The organism is Streptomyces sp. NPDC041135, assembly GCF_055592085.1.
Window position 1 is genome coordinate 136,912 of record NZ_JBVIYZ010000007.1, and the last position, 17,995, is coordinate 154,906.

Annotated in this window: 19 protein-coding genes; 9 read left to right on the forward strand and 10 right to left on the reverse strand. The window is 72.6% G+C overall.

The genetic code is table 11. The features are described 5' to 3' along the window. Window positions 1-63: 63 nt before the first annotated feature. Together ACZ6CZ_RS18570 and ACZ6CZ_RS18575 are read right to left on the reverse strand one after the other, a co-directional pair. Complete coding sequence (locus tag ACZ6CZ_RS18570; RefSeq protein WP_469021965.1) at window positions 64-801, reverse strand: esterase/lipase family protein; 738 nt, start codon at window positions 799-801, stop codon at window positions 64-66. A 144-nt stretch (window positions 802-945) separates the two neighbouring features. Further along, window positions 946-1,824 (reverse strand): alpha/beta fold hydrolase, encoded by an 879-nt coding sequence (locus ACZ6CZ_RS18575; protein ID WP_469021967.1) that lies wholly within the window; start codon window positions 1,822-1,824, stop codon window positions 946-948. 58 nt (window positions 1,825-1,882) lie between these two features. Between ACZ6CZ_RS18575 and ACZ6CZ_RS18580 the strand changes: the two genes are divergently transcribed. Then, a complete protein-coding gene (locus tag ACZ6CZ_RS18580; protein WP_469021969.1) occupies window positions 1,883-2,371 on the forward strand; it encodes a MarR family winged helix-turn-helix transcriptional regulator in 489 nt (162 codons plus the stop codon). A gap of 99 nt (window positions 2,372-2,470) precedes the next feature. Next, the gene (locus tag ACZ6CZ_RS18585) at window positions 2,471-2,818 is read left to right on the forward strand and encodes a VOC family protein (RefSeq protein ID WP_469021972.1); all 348 of its coding nucleotides are present in this window, start codon (window positions 2,471-2,473) and stop codon (window positions 2,816-2,818) included. Window positions 2,819-2,948: 130 nt separating this feature from the next. Here ACZ6CZ_RS18585 and ACZ6CZ_RS18590 read toward each other — a convergent pair whose 3' ends face one another. Both ACZ6CZ_RS18590 and ACZ6CZ_RS18595 read right to left on the reverse strand, forming a co-directional pair. Then, on the reverse strand, window positions 2,949-4,082 hold the full coding sequence (locus tag ACZ6CZ_RS18590) for a dipeptidase (RefSeq protein ID WP_469021974.1): 1,134 nt from the start codon (window positions 4,080-4,082) through the stop codon (window positions 2,949-2,951). Beyond that, the gene (locus tag ACZ6CZ_RS18595; RefSeq protein WP_469021977.1) at window positions 4,079-5,392 is read right to left on the reverse strand and encodes an amidohydrolase family protein; all 1,314 of its coding nucleotides are present in this window, start codon (window positions 5,390-5,392) and stop codon (window positions 4,079-4,081) included. The genes ACZ6CZ_RS18590 and ACZ6CZ_RS18595 overlap by 4 nt, the downstream gene beginning before the upstream one ends. A 155-nt stretch (window positions 5,393-5,547) precedes the next feature. On the opposite strand from ACZ6CZ_RS18595, the gene ACZ6CZ_RS18600 reads away from it, so the two are divergent. Next, entirely contained in the window at window positions 5,548-6,354 is an 807-nt protein-coding gene (locus tag ACZ6CZ_RS18600; RefSeq protein WP_469021979.1) for an IclR family transcriptional regulator, read from the forward strand. Then, window positions 6,351-7,307, forward strand: a complete 957-nt coding sequence (locus tag ACZ6CZ_RS18605) for an ornithine cyclodeaminase family protein (protein ID WP_469021983.1) — start codon at window positions 6,351-6,353, stop codon at window positions 7,305-7,307. The genes ACZ6CZ_RS18600 and ACZ6CZ_RS18605 overlap by 4 nt, the downstream gene beginning before the upstream one ends. 103 nt (window positions 7,308-7,410) lie before the next feature. Here the strand turns inward: ACZ6CZ_RS18605 and ACZ6CZ_RS18610 are convergent, their stop codons facing one another. Further along, the gene (locus ACZ6CZ_RS18610; RefSeq protein WP_469021985.1) at window positions 7,411-8,001 is read right to left on the reverse strand and encodes a DoxX family membrane protein; all 591 of its coding nucleotides are present in this window, start codon (window positions 7,999-8,001) and stop codon (window positions 7,411-7,413) included. Between the two features lie 218 nt (window positions 8,002-8,219). Next, on the reverse strand, window positions 8,220-8,987 hold the full coding sequence (locus tag ACZ6CZ_RS18615) for a helix-turn-helix transcriptional regulator (protein ID WP_469021987.1): 768 nt from the start codon (window positions 8,985-8,987) through the stop codon (window positions 8,220-8,222). Window positions 8,988-9,147: 160 nt separating this feature from the next. On the opposite strand from ACZ6CZ_RS18615, the gene folE reads away from it, so the two are divergent. Then, window positions 9,148-9,777 (forward strand): GTP cyclohydrolase I FolE, encoded by a 630-nt coding sequence (gene folE / locus ACZ6CZ_RS18620; RefSeq protein ID WP_469021990.1) that lies wholly within the window; start codon window positions 9,148-9,150, stop codon window positions 9,775-9,777. Between the two features lie 31 nt (window positions 9,778-9,808). On the opposite strand, the gene ACZ6CZ_RS18625 is transcribed toward folE, so the two are convergent. Further along, a complete protein-coding gene (locus tag ACZ6CZ_RS18625) occupies window positions 9,809-10,954 on the reverse strand; it encodes an RNA polymerase sigma factor (RefSeq protein WP_469022606.1) in 1,146 nt (381 codons plus the stop codon). Continuing rightward, on the reverse strand, window positions 10,951-11,370 hold the full coding sequence (locus ACZ6CZ_RS18630) for a YciI family protein (RefSeq protein WP_469021993.1): 420 nt from the start codon (window positions 11,368-11,370) through the stop codon (window positions 10,951-10,953). Before ACZ6CZ_RS18630 ends, ACZ6CZ_RS18625 begins: the two co-directional genes overlap by 4 nt. 290 nt (window positions 11,371-11,660) lie before the next feature. Here ACZ6CZ_RS18630 and ACZ6CZ_RS18635 point away from each other — a divergent pair, with 290 nt between their 5' ends. Continuing rightward, entirely contained in the window at window positions 11,661-12,353 is a 693-nt protein-coding gene (locus tag ACZ6CZ_RS18635) for a hypothetical protein (RefSeq protein ID WP_469021996.1), read from the forward strand. Between the two features lie 63 nt (window positions 12,354-12,416). On the opposite strand, the gene ACZ6CZ_RS18640 is transcribed toward ACZ6CZ_RS18635, so the two are convergent. Then, window positions 12,417-12,692: a hypothetical protein gene (locus tag ACZ6CZ_RS18640; protein WP_469021999.1), complete on the reverse strand. Its 276-nt coding sequence runs from the start codon at window positions 12,690-12,692 to the stop codon at window positions 12,417-12,419. 84 nt (window positions 12,693-12,776) lie between these two features. Next, on the reverse strand, window positions 12,777-13,634 hold the full coding sequence (locus ACZ6CZ_RS18645; protein WP_469022002.1) for a DUF4253 domain-containing protein: 858 nt from the start codon (window positions 13,632-13,634) through the stop codon (window positions 12,777-12,779). 250 nt (window positions 13,635-13,884) lie between these two features. On the opposite strand from ACZ6CZ_RS18645, the gene ACZ6CZ_RS18650 reads away from it, so the two are divergent. The 3 genes from ACZ6CZ_RS18650 (at window position 13,885) to ACZ6CZ_RS18660 (ending at window position 17,994) form a co-directional block, all read left to right on the forward strand. Further along, window positions 13,885-15,378: a polysaccharide pyruvyl transferase family protein gene (locus ACZ6CZ_RS18650; RefSeq protein WP_469022005.1), complete on the forward strand. Its 1,494-nt coding sequence runs from the start codon at window positions 13,885-13,887 to the stop codon at window positions 15,376-15,378. An 82-nt stretch (window positions 15,379-15,460) separates the two neighbouring features. Beyond that, a complete protein-coding gene (locus ACZ6CZ_RS18655) occupies window positions 15,461-16,474 on the forward strand; it encodes a LacI family DNA-binding transcriptional regulator (protein WP_469022007.1) in 1,014 nt (337 codons plus the stop codon). Between the two features lie 161 nt (window positions 16,475-16,635). Continuing rightward, complete coding sequence (locus ACZ6CZ_RS18660; RefSeq protein ID WP_469022009.1) at window positions 16,636-17,994, forward strand: ABC transporter substrate-binding protein; 1,359 nt, start codon at window positions 16,636-16,638, stop codon at window positions 17,992-17,994. The last annotated feature ends 1 nt before the right edge of the window (window position 17,995 follow it).

The window sequence follows — 17,995 nt, forward strand, 5'->3', positions numbered from 1 at the left end:
GGTGAGGCCGGACATGAGCGCTGGAGCACTCCGTCCGGCCCTCGCGCCTTCGCCCGGGGGGTGTCAGGAGGCGATGAAGCGGGCGACCGCGCCCAGTACGACGGTGTCCGTCAGGTAGCCGATGTGGTTCTGGCAGGCGACGTTGTTGTTCACGGCGCCGTCGAGGCGGGTGCTGGTGTACGGCAGGATGATGCCGTCGCACGCCGAGTACCAGGTGGCGTACTTGGTGCTGCCGGGTGTCTCGTCGCCCGAGGTGATCTGGGCGATGAACGACGAGCCGGGGTACATCTGCTGGCAGGTGGTGTAGATCAGGCAGGCGCCGGCGTAGGTGGTGCCGTGGTTGGCGCCGGCGATGGAGGCGAGGTGGCTGACACTGGTGTTGCCGCCGAGCACCTTCAGGTAGTACTGGCTGACCAGGCCGCCCATGGAGTGGTTGACGATGGCCACCTTGCTCGCGCCGGTCCGCGCCTTGACGTTGTTGACGAAGGCGGCCAGACCTTGGGCGTTGGTGACGTTGTTGCCGTAGGAGTCGTACTCGTAGGCGAAGAGCTTGGAGCTGGACCAGCCGTTCAACTGGAAGACGCTCATGGCGGTGACCCAGTTGGAGGCGTTGCCGGTGTAGCCGTGGACGAAGACGACCGGCGTGCTGGTGGCGAGGGACTGAGCGGCCGCGTCGGCGGTCCGGGCGACCGGGGTTGCCGCGGGGTCGGCGGCGGCCGTCGGCGCGGAGGAGAACAGGGTGAACGCGACCGTGGCGGCGGCGAGAAGACCGAGAAGCCGGCGCGGGGGACGACAACGCATGGGTCCTCCTGATGAGGATGCGGGGACGTGGGGTGCCTGTCCCGGTCAGCCTCATACGGCCCGGCGCGGCCGCCATCGGCAGAATCACCAGTGTCCGTGGTGACAACGGACGGCCGGTACGCGCCGCGGCTCGGGCCGGCGCGTTCAGCGGCTGCCCTCGGCCTCGATCTCGCGCAGGAAGTCCACGAGGAGCCGGGTGAACTCCTCCGGTCGCTCCATCGCCGTGTAGTGGCCCGCGTCGTCCAGCAGCACGCTGCGGCCGTTGGGCACGGCGGCCATCAGGGCGGTGACGCTGTCGAGGCAACCGCGGGTGTCGTGGGCGCCGTTGACGGCCAGGACCGGCACGGCGATGTCCTTGGCGCGGGAGGCCACGTCGTCGACGGCGACCGTGACGTCGGCTTCTCCCGGCGCGTGCTTCATCAGGGTGCGCAGCGCCATCTCCTTGATGTGGCGCACCATGTCGGGGTCCAGGTCGTCGAGGGTGCGGCGGGGACCCGTGGCCCACCGGGCGAACTCGTGCAGCCAGCCGGGGATGTCACCGGCGGTGAGCGCGTCGCTCTGGGCCCGCAGGCGCGCCGCGGACCACGGGTCGCCGAGGTCGGGTTCGCCGATCCCGCGGCCGCTGACGACGAGGGCCCGTACCAGGTCGGGGTGTTCGAGAGCGGTGTCGACGGCGATGAGCGCGCCCATCGAGACGCCGGCCAGGACGGCCGGGGCACCGAGATCCAGGTGGCGCAGCAGGGCGGCCAGGTCGTCGGTCTGCCGGAAGGGCCTGCTCGCGTTGGCGGACCAGCCGTGGCCGCGGGCGTCGGGGGCGATGACCCGGTAGCCGTGCGCGACCAGGCCGGGCACGAGGTCGTCGAACTGGGTGTGGTCGACGAAGCCGCTGTGCAGCAGCACCAGCGGACGACCGTCACGCGGCCCGGCGTCACGGTAGGCGAGCGGGCCGTCCTGGGAGGGGAAGGTGGCCGTAGCGGGCGAGGAGGCGACGGCGTGCGGGGCGAGGCCCGAGATCTCAGTCATGACAACCAAGGTGTCATATTGCCCATCGGCATGGCAACCGAGGTGTCATGATGGTGGGGTGACCGAGACCGATCGCCGCCTCTCCCCCGACGAGATCCCGGACCGGCTGATGGAGGTCTTCGCCCTCGTCGGACCGCTCTACCGGCGCGTCCAGCGCAAGATCGAGCAGGAGTCCGCCCAGGGGCTCTCCGTCGGCGTACGCGCCGTGCTGGACCTGCTGCGCGAGCACGGGCCGATGACCGTCCCGCAGATGGGCCGCGCCCAGTCGCTGAGCCGCCAGTTCGTGCAGCGGATGGTCAACGACGCCGCCGCGGCGCATCTCGTGGAGAGCATCCCCAACCCCGCGCACCAGCGCTCCTCACTGATCCGGCTGACCGACGACGGGCGCGCCGCGATCACCGCCGTGACCACCCGCGAACACGCCCTGCTCCGCCAGGCGGCCGGCGACCTCACCGACAGCGACGTCACCGCGTGCGTCCGCGTACTGAACCGGATGCTCGCCCTCTTCGCCGACGTCGACCTGACGAACGCGGAACCGCCCCGCTAGGGCCGCGACCCGACAGCGTGGGGTGCGGCGGTCGACGTGTCGTAGGAGTACTCCTGGGAAGACAAGCAGAGCCGCTTTCCCTCTCGTTCGGAGTCGTCGATGGCCGTTCGCCGTGTCGTTCCCCACATTCACTCGGATGCCGCGCAGGCGAGCCGGGAGTTCTACGGGCTGCTGGGCTTCGAGGAGGTCATGAACCACGGCTGGATCATGACTCTCGCGTCCCCGTCCGCTCCGGCCGCCCAGATCAGCGTCATGACCAGGGACAAGACCGCGCCCGTCGCCCCCGACCTGAGTGTCGAGGTGGACGACGTGGACGCGGCCTATGCGGTCGTGCGGGCGAGCGGCGCGGAGATCATCCACCCCTTGCAGGACGAGGAGTGGGGCGTGCGACGGTTCTTCGTCCGCGACCCCAGCGGGCGGGTGGTCAACGTACTGGGTCACCGCTGAGGCCGCAGTGGGTACGCCGGCGGGCCGTGGCCGGCAGCACCCTGTCTCGAGGGGCCGCACTCCTGCACCAGGTCGACCCTCGGGTGGGCCTGCGGGAGAACGACTTCCGCACGCTGGCCGGCTTCGCCCGTCAGGCCGTCCAGACGCGGCCCGCGTAGTCCAGGAAGTTGCGGCCGAGGATCTTGGCTATCCGCTCCGAGCGGTAGCCGCGCTTCTCCAGCAGCCGGATCAGGTCGCGGAACTGGTCGACGCCTCGCAGGTCGACGACGAACGGGTAGGTGTCGGCGCGTTCGCCGACCGCGCCGACGCCCGCGTCGCGGCGGGCGGCGACGTGTTCGGCGAGGGTGGCGCGGTAGGCGTCGAGGTCGTCGACGGCGGTGACCGGGCCGTCGGTGCCGATGCCCACGTGGTCCTCGCCGCAGACGTCGACGGCGTGGACGATGTGGTCGACGACGTCCGCGGCGGTGGCGTGCCCGGAGAGGCTGAGGAACGGCATGAAGTAGATGCCGACGAAGCCGCCCCGGGAGGCGACCAGGCGCAGTTCCTCGTCGGTCTTGTTGCGGGGCAGGTCGGCCAGGGCGCGGCAGCCGGTGTGGTTGACGGACACGGGCTGCCGTGAGTGCCGGGCCGCGGCCAGGCAGGTGTTCTCGCCGCTGTGGGAGAGGTCCACCATCAGGTGATGGTCGTTCAGGGCCTCGACCACCTGGTGGCCGAAGGGGGTCAGGGCGCGGTTGGCGGCGGCCATGGAACCGTCGCCGAGGTGGTTGGCCTGGTTGTAGGTGAGCTGGACGACGCGTACGCCCGCGCGGGCGAAGGTGGCGACGCGGGCGCCGACGAGGGCGGGATCCTCGCCGACGGCGACGGCGTTCTGGAAGCCGTAGACGACGCCGATACGGCGCTCGCGGCGGGCCCGGTGGATGTCGGCGACGGTGCGGACCTTGAGCAGGTCGGCGCGGTGGGTGTCGATGAGCGCGTCCCAGACGGCTATCTCGTCCATCGTGTGCTCGTAGGGCGGCAGGTCGCCCATGGTGTAGCCGAGGGTGACGTTGACGGCGGTCAGGCCCGAGGCGTGGGCGTCGGCGATCGCGCGGGCGTCGATGGTGAGCTGGTCGCTGGAGGGGTTGAGCTGGGCGGCGGCCTCGGCCGAGGCGGGCGCGTTGGGATTGTCGAGCTGTCCCAGGGCGTTGACGATCAGGGGTGTGGCCGTCCCCCCGGCGGCGGTGTCGGCGGTGGCGGTGCCGGGGGCTGTCTCGGTGGGGTTCATCGCCCTGCCTTCTCGAATGCGGCGCGCTCGAAGCGGTGGCCGCGCTTGACGGTGAGGGTGAGGGTGCGCAGGTTGGCGATGTCCTGGAGGGGGTTCTCGTCCAGGACGGCGAAGTTGGCGAGCTTGCCGGGTTCGACGCTGCCCATCAGTGCCTCGGCGCCGGCGGCGCGGGCGCCGATGAGGGTGGCCGAGCGCAGTACGTCGGCGGCGGGGACGGCGCACCGGTCGACGAGGAAGGCGAGTTCGTCGTAGAGGGCGGGGAAGGGCGCGTCGGGAGCGGTCTCGTGATCGGTGCCCGTGCAGATGTCGACTCCGGCGCGGTGGGCCTGAGCCGTGACGGCGGCGGCGAGTTCGATCTGGACGCGGGCGCGTTCACGTGACTCCGCGGTGCCGCCGCGCAGCTCGTCGCTGTCCCACATGGACGCGGTGGCGTCGAGAACGGTGCCGCGGGCGCGCATCGCGGCGAAGAGCGCGGCCAGCGCCGCGTTGTCGCCCCCGGTGAACCTGCGGTGGTCGACGGAGGGTTTCGTCCCGTACCCGGTCAGCGGTTCGTCGCAGTCCTCGAAGGCGAGGAGGGTGACGTGCGAGACGCTGTCGACGCCCGCCTCGACGACCTGGCCGGGCGCGGCCGGGAAGACGGCGGCGTGGGCCCAGACGGGGACGCCCTGGCGGTGGGCTTCGGCGGTGATGGCGGCGACGGTCGCGGCGTCCAGGTTCGCGTAGACCTTGAGGGCGGCGGCGTGGGTGCCGCGGGCGAGGGCGACGGCGAGGGGCAGGTCGGTGTCCGGGGTGATCGCCTGCATCCAGGGCACGGCGCCGGGCTCGGCGCCCTGGCAGACCTGGTGGGTGCGCGGGTCGTCGAAGAAGGTGGGCCCGGCCATGAGGGCGGCGTAGTGGATGTCGGGGCCGGGGATCTCGCCCACCAGGGTGGCCCGGGCGAGGTCGCCGATCTGCCGCAGGTCGTCGGCCATGTCGCGGACGGCGGTGACGCCGCTGTGGACCAGGCGTGCGAGGACGGCTTCGGCGACGGGCCGGTCGGGTGGGGTGGCCAGATGCTGATGGGTGTCGATCAGGCCGGGGACGACGAAGCGGCCGTCCAGGTCGACCTGCGGGGCGTCGGCGGCGAGCGCGGGCAGCGGGTCGCCGTCCCCGGTCACGGTGTGGAGGGTGGCGCCGTCGGTGACGATCGTGGTGCCGGGCCGTGGCGGACTGCCGGTGCCGTCGAACAGGGTGGCGCCGCGGTAGACCGTGACCGCTCCTGCGGGCGGCGGCGCCCAGGGGGTGCGGGCACCCGGGGATTCGTCGGTCATGGCCACCTCTGCCGGTCACGCTGTTGCGCTGTACGTAACAGCTGTATCGTGTGTTGAAAGTGCCGGTACTGTACTCCAGCCTGCGTACGTCACCGCAACGAGTAACCGAGGACCCGGGGCCGGGGAACGGAAGAGGAAGAGGGGGCGCGTTCGCCATGTCTGACGCGGTCGGTACGTCCGAGGCGGTCGGTGCGGGGGCGACAGGTGCCAGGTCGGCCGTGGACAAGGCGCTCGATCTGGTCGAGGCCGTCTCCCGCGCGCCGCACCCGGTCCGGCTCACGGATCTCGCCGCCGAGGTCGGTCTGCACCGCGCCACCGCCTACCGCATCCTGCTGGACCTCGTCCGGCGCGGCTGGGTGCTGCGGGCCGGTGACCGCTATCTGCCGGGCGCCGCCGTGCTGCGGATGTCCGCGTCGGCGGCGGGCAACTCGCTGACGGCGCTGGCCCGTCCGGTCATGGAACGGCTGTCCGCCGCGACCGCCATGATGGTCAACCTCCAAGTGCTGGAGGAGGGCGGCGCCCGGGTCGTCGACGTCGTCAGACCCGAACGGCTCGCCATGATCAGCCACTTGCGGGGCGAGTTGCTCCCGCTGCGCCGGTTCGCGGGACCGCTGGCCCTGGTCGCCGCGCTCGAACCGGACCTGTGGGAACGGTGGTTGGGGCAGCTGCCCGAGGGTGACGGCGACGGCGGCCGGGAGGCCCTCACCCGCGAACTCACCGAGGTCCGGCGGACCGGCGTCGCGGTGGAGCGCGGCCGCAACGAAAAGCTGGTCACCTCGGTCAGCCGGGCGGTGGTGCCCGGTCCGGGCGCGCCGGTCTGCGCGCTGACCGTCGTCGGCCCGGAGGCGGAGTGCGACGCGCCGCGACTGGCCGAGCTGGAGCGCCGGTTGCGTGCCGCCACGGACGACCTGGCGGCCGCCCTGACCGCGCCTTCGGCCGGGGCCCGGCAGGCCGGCGGATGAGCGGCGTCCTGGTCCTGGACCGCGCGAGGACGGCCGCCGCGCTGGAACCGGCCGCCGTGATGGACGCGGTGGCCCGCGCACTCGTCGCCGTCGCCCGTGACGAGGTCTCCGCTCCCCCGCGCATCGCCGCGTTCACCCCGGCCGGACTGCTCGGCGCGATGCCCGGCCATGTGCCCGGCCTGGGGCTGGCCGCCAAGCTGGTGACGGTGACGGCCGACCCGCTCAGACCGGGGCGCGGCTCGCACCGGGGCCTGGTGGCGTTGTTCGACGAGCGCGACGGCCGGACGCTGTCCGTCATGGACGCGCAGTCGCTGACGGAGGTGCGGACCGCGGCCTCCGCCACCCACAGCGCGCTGGCCCTGGCGGCCCGGCCCGGCCTCGGCCGGGTCGCGGTGGTCGGCACCGGTGCCCAGGCCCGCGCCCAGCTGGCCCTGCTCGCGGTCGTACGGCCGGACGCGGAGGTGGTCGTCGCCGGCCGCGACCCGCGGCGCGCGCAAGAGGCGGCCGCGGCGCATCCCGGGGCGAGCGCGGTCACCGGCATCGAGGACGCGGTACGCGGGGCCGACGTGGTGTTCTGCTGCACGGACGCCGCCGCTCCCGTCGTCCGCCGGGACTGGCTCCCCCCGGGCGCCCATGTCAGTTCGGTCGGCGGCTCCCGCGGGCCCGAACTGGACGCGGCCACCGTGGAGGACGGCGTCCTGTTCGCCGAGTGGTCCGGCGCCGCCGCCTGCCCGCCGCCCGCCGGCGCCCATGAACTGCGGGCGCTCGGCCCCGGGCGGGCGGTGCACCTCCTCGGCTCCGTCCTCGGTGGTGACCACCCGGGGCGCGCCGGCGACACCACCGCCCTCACCGTCTTCAAGTCCACCGGCCACGCCGCCCTCGACGTGGCCGCGGCCCGGGTCGCCCACGACGTCGCCCGCGCCCGCGGCTGGGGCGTCACGGTGGATCTCTGACCGGGCGCGGCGACGGCGGGCGGCGCGCCCGGCGCCCGGACCGGGCCGCCGCCCGCCCGCGTGGGCTCACGGGTCCGCCAGCCGCCCGGTGTACCGGTCGCGGCTAGAGACCGAGCGTGATCGCCGCACCGATGCCTCCCAAGGCAAGGGCGAGGCCCGCCGATCTCCAGCCGCCGGCGCCCCAGGGGAACAGCCGGTCGACGGCCACTCCGCCGGGACCTGTGGCGGCGATGGCCAGCGCGACGACAGCGATGCAGACGCTGTACTCCACACCACCGTGCGTCTCCCACAGGCCGTGGGACGCGGTGACCGAGACCATCGCGTTGATCATCACCCCGATGAGGGCGGCGGCCGCGAGCGGGGTCAGCAGGCCGAGGGCGAGACCGAGGCCGCCCAGCAGTTCGGACAGGCCTCCGATCACCGCGAAGACCTTGCCCGGGTGATAGCCGAGAGCGGCGAACCCCCGGCCGGTCGCCGTGAGCCCGTCGCCCCCGAACAGGCCGAAGACCTTCTGGGCTCCATGGGCGGCCATCAGCAGGCCGAAGGTCAGTCTGATCAGCAGCAGGCCGCAGTCGGCGGCGGTCACCGTGGGCGCGGCGGATGCGGCGGGCGCGGCGGGACGCGCTGCCGGTTCCGCGGACGGGGTGGAGGTGGCGGACGGGGCGGAACGGTTCGTGATGCGTTTGATCGACATGGTGAGAACCCCCGGTCGGAAAGCCGGAACGGGTGTTTCCCCCAGCTCGGCGGCGCGGCCGAGCACCGGTGGGTGACGCGTGGGCGCCCGTGCGCGGTCCCGGGAGCGGGACGGGGGCGTGGGCGGCTCCGCGGAGTGGGGGACCGCGCGGGCCGGCCGCCGGGGACGTCCCGGGCGGCGCGCCGGGCACCCTGCCGGGCGGCGTGGGGCGCGGCGTGTCAGGCCTGCTCGGGCTTCTCGGGCTTCTCGGGCTTATCGTCATGACGGTCACCGCTCGGGGCGAGCCGGACGCAGCATTCCCCAGGCTCCGGTGCCAGCACGGCTTCGACGCCGTTGACCTCCAGGCCGCTGAGGCATCCGCTGAGGAAGGCGTGGTTCATGCCGCACACCAGCGCGGGGGCTCGTGCGGCCAGGGGGTGGAAGGGGCAGTTGCGCAGCCGCAGCCGGGCGGGGGTCTCCCGGACGGGCTCGTAGCCGTAGCGGTCGAAAAGGCGCTCGCAGACGGTCAGTCCCCGCTCGGGGCCGAGGCGGCCGGGGCGGACCTCCCGCCGCGCGGCCTCGCCCAGTTCCCGGCCGCGCCGGCCGGCGGTCCGCAGGGCCGCCTGGGCGGCGGTCTCGTCGGCGCCTTCGGCGAGGACGGCGTCGAGGAGGAGGTCCGCCAGGAGTTCGTGGCGCCGGTCGGGGATGCTGACGGTGATCTGGGTGTCGGTGGGCTCGTAGACCTTCGGCTGCCGGCCGACCTTGCGGATGCCGCCGGGCGTCTCGTAGCGGGCGCGCAGCAGCCCGGCGTCGACGAGCTTGTCGAGGTGGAAGGCGGCGAGCTTGCGCGAGATGCCGACGCTCGCGGCGGCCTCGTCGCGGGTGACGGCGCGGCGGGAGCGGCGGACGAAGGCGAACATGCGCCGCCGGGAGTCCTCGCTCAGCACGCTGAGGGAGTCGATCGCGGTGTCGTCCGCGTCGGCAGGCTCGATCGGATCCAATGCCACGACACCACCGTAACTCCCACCCGTATGGGCGCAAGCCTTCTCCGCAGGTGCTTTTGCTGCGGTTCTTGACGCGCCCCTCGAATAAGACCAAGAATGGTTGGTGAAATCAGGAATCGTTGGTCACGGCAATCGTTGGTCACGACAGAGCGAGGAGGCCGCCATGGCTCTGGACGCCACCGCGCAGGAGGCCGTACCGGCGCGGCCCGCCGCCCTCCGGGTCGTCCACAGTCCGGGGGGTGTCGACCTGGCCGCGGCCGAGGAAGCGGCCGGCCGGTTCCTCGGCGCACTGGGCATCTCGACGGATTCGGAGAGCCTGCGCGGCACACCGGGACGGATGGCCCGCGCCTACGCCGAGCTGTTCAGCCCGCGCCCCTTCGATCTGACCACCTTCCCCAACGACGAGGGCTACGACGAACTGGTGCTGGCCCGCCGCATCCCCGTCCGGTCGGTGTGCGAGCACCACCTGCTGCCCTTCGTCGGCACCGCCCACGTCGGCTACCTTCCCGGCGCCCGCATCCTGGGCCTGTCCAAGCTGGCCCGCGTCGTCGAGCACTTCGCCTGCCGCCCCCAGGTGCAGGAACGCCTGACCAAGCAGGTCGCCGACTGGCTGCAGACCCACCTCGACCCCAAGGGCGTCGGCGTGGTGATCGAGGCCGAGCACTCCTGCATGACGCTGCGCGGCGTCCAGGCCACCGGTTCCAGCACCATGACCTCCACACTGCTGGGCCTGCTGCGTTCCGACGCCCGCACCCGCGGCGAGTTCCTCGCCCTGACCGGCGCCGCCTCCTGAAGCACGCGGGCGCGGACGCGGGCGCGGGCCGTCAGTGTCCCCGCCGGGTGTTGAGGCGGGCGGCCTGCCGCGTCAGGTAGTCGCGCTCGGCGAGACTGGGTGCCTCGCGGGCCGCCTCGGCGTACAGCCGTGCCGCCCTCGCGAGGTCGCCGTCGCGCTCGTGCAGATAGGCCGCCGCCGCGGTGTACCGGGGCAGTGAGTCGTCGAGCGCCGCGAGCGCGGCCAGTCCGGCGCGCGGCCCGTCGGCCTCGCCGACGGCCACCGCGCGGTTGAGCCGGACGACCGGGCTGCCGGTCAGGCGGACCAGTTCGTCATACCACTCGACGATCTGCACCCAGTCGGTCTCCTCGGCGGTGGGCGCGTCGGCGTGCAGTGCCGCGACGGCGGCCTGGGCCTGGTACTCCCCCAGCCGGTCGCGGGCGAGGGCCGTCCGGAGGATCGTGACGCCCTCGGCGATGGCCCCGGTGTCCCACCGGCCGCGGTCCTGCTCGGCGAGCGGTACCAGGCTGCCGTCCGGCGCGGTCCGGGAGGGGCGCCGGGCGTGGTGGAGCAGCATCAGGGCGAGCAGCCCCGCGACCTCGGGGTGGTCGATCGCCGCCGCGAGCTGCCGGGTGAGGCGGATGGCCTCGGCGGCGAGGTCGACGTCACCGGAGTAGCCCTCGTTGAAGACCAGGTAGAGGACGCGCAGCACGGTGGCGACGTCGCCGGGCTGGTCGAAGCGCACGCCGGAGACGGTGCGCTTGGCGCGGCTGATGCGCTGCGCCATGGTCGCCTCGGGCACCAGGTAGGCCCGCGCGATCTGGCGGGTGGTCAGTCCGCCGACGGCGCGCAGGGTGAGCGCGACGGCGGAGGACGGGGTCAGCGAGGGGTGGGCGCACAGGAAGTACAGCTGGAGCGTGTCGTCGGCCGCGGGCGCGGGTCCCGGCGCCGGTTCCCCGTCGGCGCGGTCCTCGCGCCGGCGGCGGGCGGTGTCCGCCCGGGTCGCGTCGAGGAAGCGGCGCCAGGCCACGGTGACCAGCCAGCCCTTGGCGTCCCGCGGCGGGTCGTCCGGCCAGACGCGGACCGCCTCGACGAGCGCGTCCTGTACGGCGTCCTCGGCCGCCGCGAAGTCGGCTCCGCGGCGGACGAGGATCGCGAGCACGCTCGGTGTGAGGCCGCGCAGCAGTGCCTCGTTCACTGGTGGGGGCACCCGGGGACGGTGGGCGGCGCGGCCATGATCGGGCGCAGTTCGAGCCACTCGTGGATCGGCTTCCCGCCCGCTCCGGGGGCGGCCGACAGCTCGCCGGCCAGCTCGACGGCACGGTCGTAGCTGTCGACGTCGATCACCATCCAGCCGGCGATGAGGTCCTTGGTCTCGGCGAACGGTCCGTCGGTCACGGGCGGGCGCCCCTCGCCGTCGTAGCGGACCCACGTCCCCTCGGGGGCGAGTCCCTGGCCGTCGACGAACTCGCCGGTCGCCTCGAGCCGGGCGGCGAAGTCCCGCATGTACGTCACGTGCGCCGAGATCTCCTCCGGCGTCCACTGGTCCATGGGCACGTCGTTGAGGCAGGCGGGGGCGCCACGGTAGTGCTTGAGCAGCAGGTACTTGGCCATGGTGGTTCTCCTCGGTGCTGGTGCGACCCATTCTGGTCACGTTCACCGCGGGGACGGAGCCGGTCACGCGTTCTCGACATCCCGGCCGCACTTTTTTGAACCGGCTGCCGTACTGGCTGCCGTACCGACTGGACCGACTGCCGTACTGGCCGGCCCAGGTGGCGAGCGGTGCTGTCACGACTCGGCAACGACCGCCGTCCGCCGCAACGGCGCCTGGCCTGAAGTCGTCCCTGACTGCGACAGACAGCGGCCCGACCCGGGCCGCGCCCGCCGAAGGGATCGAGAACACCATGGCAGCAGTCCGCACCACACGTCGCAGACCCGGCGCCGCTCTCCGTACGACCGTGACCAGCGCGTCGGTCGTCGCCGTGCTGGCGCTGGCGCTCACTGCCTGCAACGGAGACGGCGACGTCGCGTCCGCCCCGACGGCCGGCCACTCGGCGACGGCCGAGCCGGCCTCCGACGCCACCGGCGCCGGTTCCGCCACGGCGGGCGCCAAGCCGGCCGGCACCCCCAAGGCGCCCGCGGGCGGCGCCAAGTCGTCGGCCCCTTCGGCCGGTTCCGCGACCCCGGCTCCCGCCGAGCCCGCCGCCTCGGACGGCGCGGACGGCTCGGACGGCTCGGACGGCGACGACTGCGACCACAAGATGCCCATCTCCCCCGACGAGATCGCGGTCTACCGCTACACCCCCGAGGGCGGGTCCCTCAGCCTGATCGTCAAGTACGGCAACTGGGGCTGCGCACCGGCCGACTCCGACGGCGCGCCCTTCGTCACCGTGGGCAAGGAGACCTACCTGCCCATGGACCAGGCCGCGTACGTCACCGCCACCAACCCCGTGGTGGAGAGCACGGAGAACCAGCACATCGGTGTGCAGGAGTTCCTCGACTGGCTGGAGGCGCATCCCAACAGCGGACTGGTCTTCAAGTACCACCTCGGTGCCGACGGGGCCATCGACCGGCTGGACGAGGTCTTCACCCCCTGACCCGCGCCGCGGCTGCCCGCACGACCGCCCCGGACCTCCGGCCCGCACGCCCCACGGTGCGGGTCAGGGCGAGTCCCCGGACCAGTCGAAGCGGCGCGGGTCCCCCGGTCTCGGGCCGTACATCGCCCTGCCGCCCGCGCCGAACCGGCCCAGCTCGGTCTCCAGGGCGACACCGGTGCCGAACTCGTCGAGCCGCCGCCCGGTGATGTCGAGCAGCAGGCCGTCCAGCGGCCCGCCGACCAGTTCGACGTAGGTCCGGCCGGGCCGCGGGCCGGGGTTGGGGTCGTCGTGGTCCTGGCCGTAGACCCGGCCGCGGAGCAGCTCCTCATCCTTGTCCATGCGTACCAGCCTCTCAGCCACCACTGACAGCGAGGGCCTGCCCCAGGGTTCCCGCGCACCCGGGAGGGTGGCCGGCCTCGCCCGTCAGTCCCACCACAGTGACCACACGGTCGAGCGCGCCATGCCGTCACCGGCGCCGCGCGCGTCCTGCACCGTGTCGTCGCAGTAGCCCATCAGCTCCGTGGCGGCCCGCGCGGCGTCCCGGGGCTCCAGCGGGGGCCTGTCGACGACCAGCTCGAGGTAGGCGCCCACCGAGAGGAAGAGCTCGGCGCCCCAGCGTTCGTGCCAGCGCCGGAGCAGGGCGGCGTCGTCGGCGGGGGTCAGGACCCGGTCGCCGTGCCCGAACCAGTTGCCCGTGCCGATCAGGCGGGGCAGCACCACGGGCACCTCGTGGCCGCCCCGCGCGGGTACGAAGTTGATCCACCGTCGGCGGCGCCCCCGGAAGACGTCCTCGTCACCGGTCCCCCACCGCGACACCCCGGCGAGCGGTTCCGTCCGCGCCGGTCCCAGCCGCGGTGCCAGCCGGTCGGGGTCGTACTCGTCACGCAGCTCCTCCTCCTCGGCCACGTCGCCGAAGTCGGAGATCAGCGACCACCGGAAGCTCGACACCACCACGGACGCCGCGCGTGCGTCGTGGTCCTGGCACACCACCTCGGCCGCCAGTTCCTCCAGGGCGTCCGCGTCGACGCCCCGGTGCCGGCCGTTGCGAGCCACGTCGTCCGGGGACAGCAGCGTGACGTACGGCCACCAGCCCGTCTCGGCATGCCTGCCGCGCCACTCCTCCCACACCTCGCGGACCTCCCCGCGCTCCACGCACACCCCGATCACCTCGACCCCGGCGGGCGTGACCGCCCGCTCCGGGCGCGCCCGGGGGAACCGCGCGGCGAGGGCGCGCGACAGTGCGTCGGCGGCCAGCCGCGGCCGATGGAGAAAGCTGCTCATGCGCTCAGGACCCTAAGACGCGCCCGCGTCCCATGCACATCCCGTGCGCGACGAGCGTAAGAAGCCCCGCCCGGTGAATGCCTTTTGCCCCCTCCACCCCTCATCGTCCCCTCACTCTCTTGCCTTACTCACACCGTTTTCCGACACTCCCTTCACTATGCACTTACCTCCCTATAGTGTTCGTTCACTCATGCGTTCGATCGGTTGCCGGTCGCAGCGCCGCCGAGCCCCTCCGTCCCCAGGGAATGTCGTGAAGCGCATCCTGATCCGCTCCGGGAAGAGCCCGTTCCGCGTCGCCGGTCCCACCGAGTTCATCCAGCAGGATCTGATCGGGACGAACACCGGCAATCTGCTCTTCAGCGACTCCGCGCACAAGATGCTGACGACGCCGGACACGGAGGTCACGTCGAACGGCATCCGCACCGACCCCTCGGCGCGCCGCGCCGCCGAGATCAACGAGCGGTACGACGTGTTCGTCGTGCCGCTCGCCAACGCGTTCCGGCCTGCTTTCCAGGCCTCGCTCGACCGGTTGTCGACCCTGATCGAGCAGCTGACCATCCCGGTGGTCGTCCTCGGCGTCGGCGCGCAGGCCCCCGCCGACTACGACACCTCCTGGCTGGACCCGATGGCGGACTCGGTCAAGCGCTTCGCGTCCGCGGTCCTCGACCGCTCGGCGTCCATCGGCGTCCGCGGCGAACTGACCGCCGGCTACCTGAAGGGCCTGGGCTTCGCTGACGTCGACATCATCGGCTGCCCGTCGATGTTCCTGTACGGCGCCGCGTTCCCGGACATCCGCCCCGCCGAGCTGTCGGCCGGCTCGCGCGTCGCCATCAACCTCTCGCCGGACGCGATACCCGTCGGCGACGTCGCCGGCATCGCCCGGCACGCCTGGGAGCACTACCCGAACCTGACCTACTACGCGCAGAACACCGTCGACGCGGAGCTGCTGCTGTGGGGCGACACCACCCCCGAGTCGGGCGTCGAGGACCCCTTCCCGCAGCACCTCAGTCACGCCCTGCTGCGCGAGAACAAGGTGCGCATGCCGCTCGACCCGGCGACCTGGATCGACGAGCTGCGCGGCTACGACTTCGCCTACGGCACCCGGATCCACGGCAACGTCGCCGCCCTGCTGGCCGGCACCCCGAGCGTGGTGCTCACCCATGACTCGCGCACCCTGGAGCTGTGCCGGTACTTCGACATCCCGCACCGCCCGATCGCCGGACTGCCCGCCGGCACCGACCCGCGCGAGCTGTACGAGGACGCCGACTTCTCGGCGATGATCACAGGCCACGGCGAGCGGTTCCAGCGCATCACCGCCTTCCTGGACCGCAACGGCCTGCGGAACACGTACACGCACGGCGACGGAGGCGCCGCCTTCGACGCCCGGCTGGCAGCCCTGGAGCTGCCCGCGTCGATGCCGGTCTGGGACGGCTCGGACGACGGGCAGCTGCGGTACCGCCTCAGCCACCTGCGGGAACGGATCGCGGCAGGCGCCGCCAAGACCCGTGAGCAGGCGCAGAGGCAGGCGAAGGACACCAAGGAGCTGCGCGGCAGGCTGGCCGCCGCCGAGAAGCGCGCCGGCGAGCAGGCCGAGCAGCTGGACGCCGTGCGGGCCGAGCTGGCCGCCGCCCGCAAGCAGCTCGCCGCGGTGGAGCGCCGTGTCACCGGCATCGAGAAGCGGGCCCTGGTCCGCGTCGGGCCCGCGCTGCGCCGCCGCACCCGGAAGTTCACCGGCAACGGCTGACCCCTCACCTCGATCCCGCTGCCTGTCTCCGCGTCACCGATCTGCGCAAATTGCGTGAAATTCTTGCGCTACTCTTGCGCCCATGACGCGACGACTTGCTCAGGTAGCCGCCAAGGTCGGGGTCAGCGAGGCCACGGTCAGCCGGGTGCTGAACAACAAACCGGGGGTGTCCGAGGCCACCCGCCAGGCGGTGCTCACCGCGCTCGACGTACTGGGCTACGAACGACCCACGCAGCTGCGGGGCGAACGCGCCCGTCTGGTCGGCCTGGTACTGCCGGAGCTGCAGAACCCGATCTTCCCGGCCTTCGCGGAAGCCATCGGCGGGGCGCTCGCCCAGCAGGGACTGACCCCGGTGCTGTGCACGCAGACCAAGGGCGGGGTCTCGGAGGCGGACTACGTGGAGCTGCTGCTCCAGCAGCAGGTCTCCGGCGTGGTCTTCGCGGGCGGCCTGTACGCGCAGGCCAACGCCCCGCACGAGCACTACGAGGTGCTCGCCGACCGCAACATCCCGGTCGTGCTCATCAACGCCGCCATAGAGGACATGGGCTTCCCCGCCGTCTCGTGCGACGACTCCGTGGCGGTGGAGCAGGCCTGGCGCCACCTCTCCTCGCTGGGCCACGAGCGCATCGGGCTCGCCCTGGGCCCCGCCGACCACGTGCCCTCGCAGCGCAAGCTCGCCACGGCGCGCGCCATGGCCAGGGCGGCCGGCGCCGAACTGCCGGACGAGTACGTGGTGCGGGCGATGTTCTCCCTGGAGGGCGGCCAGGCGGCCACCGCCCGGCTGCTCGACCGGGGTGTCACCGGGATCATCTGCGCCAGCGACCCCATCGCGCTCGGCGCCGTGCGGGCCGCGCGCCGCCGCGGACTGCGGGTCCCGGACGACGTCTCGGTGGTCGGTTACGACGACTCGGCGTTCATGAACTGCACCGAACCCCCGCTGACGACCGTGCGCCAGCCCATCGAGGCCATGGGCCGGGCCGCGGTGGAACTGCTCACGGCGCAGATCGCGGGCAGCGCCGTCACCCCGGAGGAACTGCTCTTCGAGCCGGAACTGGTGGTGCGGGGCTCCACCGCGCAGGTGGTCCGCGCGGACTGAGCGCTCCGCTCATCCAAGCGGCAGCGTTCCGCTTCTCTGTCGTAATTTTACAACTTCAGCGCGACATCTTGCGGGCCCCTGTCGTTGGTGATTGAGTGTGGGCCGCCACACAGCGAGCAGCCGTGTGTGCCTCCCACGCTCATGGCCAAAGGGGTCCACCGATGAGAAGTTCCGGGTTCCGCCGCACCACCGTCGCCGCGATAGCCGGCACCCTGACCCTGGCCGGCGGCCTCACCGCCTGCGACTCCGGCAGTGATTCCAGCGCTGCCGACGGCAAGACCCGCATCACGGTCAACTGCGAGCCGCCCAAGAGCGCCAAGGTGGACCGGCGGTTCTTCGACGCGGACGTCGCGGCCTTCGAGAAGCAGAACCCGGACATCGACGTCGTCGCGCACGACGCGTTCCCCTGTCAGGACCCGAAGACCTTCGACGCCAAGCTCGCCGGCGGGCAGATGGAGGACGTCTTCTACACGTACTTCACCGACGCCGGACACGTCGTGGACGTCAACCAGGCCGCCGACATCACCCCGTACGTCAAGGAACTCAAGAGCTACGGCACCATCCAGAAGCAGCTGCGCGACATCTACACCGTCGACGGCAAGGTCTACGGCGTCCCTCGCACCGGCTACTCGATGGGCCTCATCTACAACCGCAGCCTGTTCCAGAAGGCGGGCCTGGACCCCGACAAGCCCCCGACCACCTGGGACGAGGTCCGCGCCGACGCCAAGAAGATCGCCGCCCTCGGCGACAACACCGTCGGCTACGCCGACTACAGCGCCCAGAACCAGGGCGGCTGGCACTTCACCGCCGAGATGTACTCCCAGGGCGGCGACGTCGTCACCGCCGACGGCAAGAAGGCCGCCGTCGACTCCCCGGCCGGCCGCGCCGTCCTGCAGAACCTGCACGACATGCGCTGGGAGGACGACTCCATGGGCAGCAAGCAGCTGCTCGTCATCAACGACGTGCAGCAGATGATGGGTTCGGGCAAGCTCGGCATGTACCTCTCCGCCCCCGACAACATCCCGATCCTGGTCAAGGAGAAGGGCGGCAACTACAAGGACCTCGCCCTCGCGCCCATGCCCGGCGGCCACGGCACGCTCATCGGCGGCGACGGCTACATGTTCAGCAAGAAGGACACGCCCGCCCAGATCCGGGCCGGCCTGAAGTGGCTCGACCACATGTTCCTCACCCCCGGCAAGGGCTTCCTCGGTGACTACGCCCGCGCCAAGCAGAACCACGCACCCGTCGGCCTGCCCGAGCCGCGCCTGTTCACCGGCGCCGCCGACGCCAAGGACCAGCAGGTCAAGAAGGCCAACGCCAACGTCCCGGTGGAGAACTACCAGGCCTTCCTCGACGGCAACCAGAACCTCGACATGAAGATCGAGCCGCCGAAGGCGCAGCAGATCTACTCGGTGCTCGACGGCGTCGTCTCCGCCGTCCTGACCAAGAAGGACGCCGACATCGACGGTCTGCTGAAGGACGCCTCCGGCAAGATCGACGGCATCCTCGCGCGAGGCTGAA

Bases quoted from the DNA above. Each gene is read 5' to 3' on its own strand.
- ACZ6CZ_RS18570 (WP_469021965.1), bottom strand. From the start codon at position 801: ATGCGTTGTCGTCCCCCGCGCCGGCTTCTCGGTCTTCTCGCCGCCGCC.
- ACZ6CZ_RS18575 (WP_469021967.1), bottom strand. From the start codon at position 1,824: ATGACTGAGATCTCGGGCCTCGCCCCGCACGCCGTCGCCTCCTCGCCC.
- ACZ6CZ_RS18585 (WP_469021972.1), top strand. From the start codon at position 2,471: ATGGCCGTTCGCCGTGTCGTTCCCCACATTCACTCGGATGCCGCGCAG.
- ACZ6CZ_RS18590 (WP_469021974.1), bottom strand. From the start codon at position 4,082: ATGAACCCCACCGAGACAGCCCCCGGCACCGCCACCGCCGACACCGCC.
- ACZ6CZ_RS18595 (WP_469021977.1), bottom strand. From the start codon at position 5,392: ATGACCGACGAATCCCCGGGTGCCCGCACCCCCTGGGCGCCGCCGCCC.
- ACZ6CZ_RS18600 (WP_469021979.1), top strand. From the start codon at position 5,548: ATGTCTGACGCGGTCGGTACGTCCGAGGCGGTCGGTGCGGGGGCGACA.
- ACZ6CZ_RS18605 (WP_469021983.1), top strand. From the start codon at position 6,351: ATGAGCGGCGTCCTGGTCCTGGACCGCGCGAGGACGGCCGCCGCGCTG.
- ACZ6CZ_RS18610 (WP_469021985.1), bottom strand. From the start codon at position 8,001: ATGTCGATCAAACGCATCACGAACCGTTCCGCCCCGTCCGCCACCTCC.
- folE (WP_469021990.1), top strand. From the start codon at position 9,148: ATGGCTCTGGACGCCACCGCGCAGGAGGCCGTACCGGCGCGGCCCGCC.
- ACZ6CZ_RS18630 (WP_469021993.1), bottom strand. From the start codon at position 11,370: ATGGCCAAGTACCTGCTGCTCAAGCACTACCGTGGCGCCCCCGCCTGC.
- ACZ6CZ_RS18635 (WP_469021996.1), top strand. From the start codon at position 11,661: ATGGCAGCAGTCCGCACCACACGTCGCAGACCCGGCGCCGCTCTCCGT.
- ACZ6CZ_RS18640 (WP_469021999.1), bottom strand. From the start codon at position 12,692: ATGGACAAGGATGAGGAGCTGCTCCGCGGCCGGGTCTACGGCCAGGAC.
- ACZ6CZ_RS18645 (WP_469022002.1), bottom strand. From the start codon at position 13,634: ATGAGCAGCTTTCTCCATCGGCCGCGGCTGGCCGCCGACGCACTGTCG.
- ACZ6CZ_RS18655 (WP_469022007.1), top strand. From the start codon at position 15,461: ATGACGCGACGACTTGCTCAGGTAGCCGCCAAGGTCGGGGTCAGCGAG.
- ACZ6CZ_RS18660 (WP_469022009.1), top strand. From the start codon at position 16,636: ATGAGAAGTTCCGGGTTCCGCCGCACCACCGTCGCCGCGATAGCCGGC.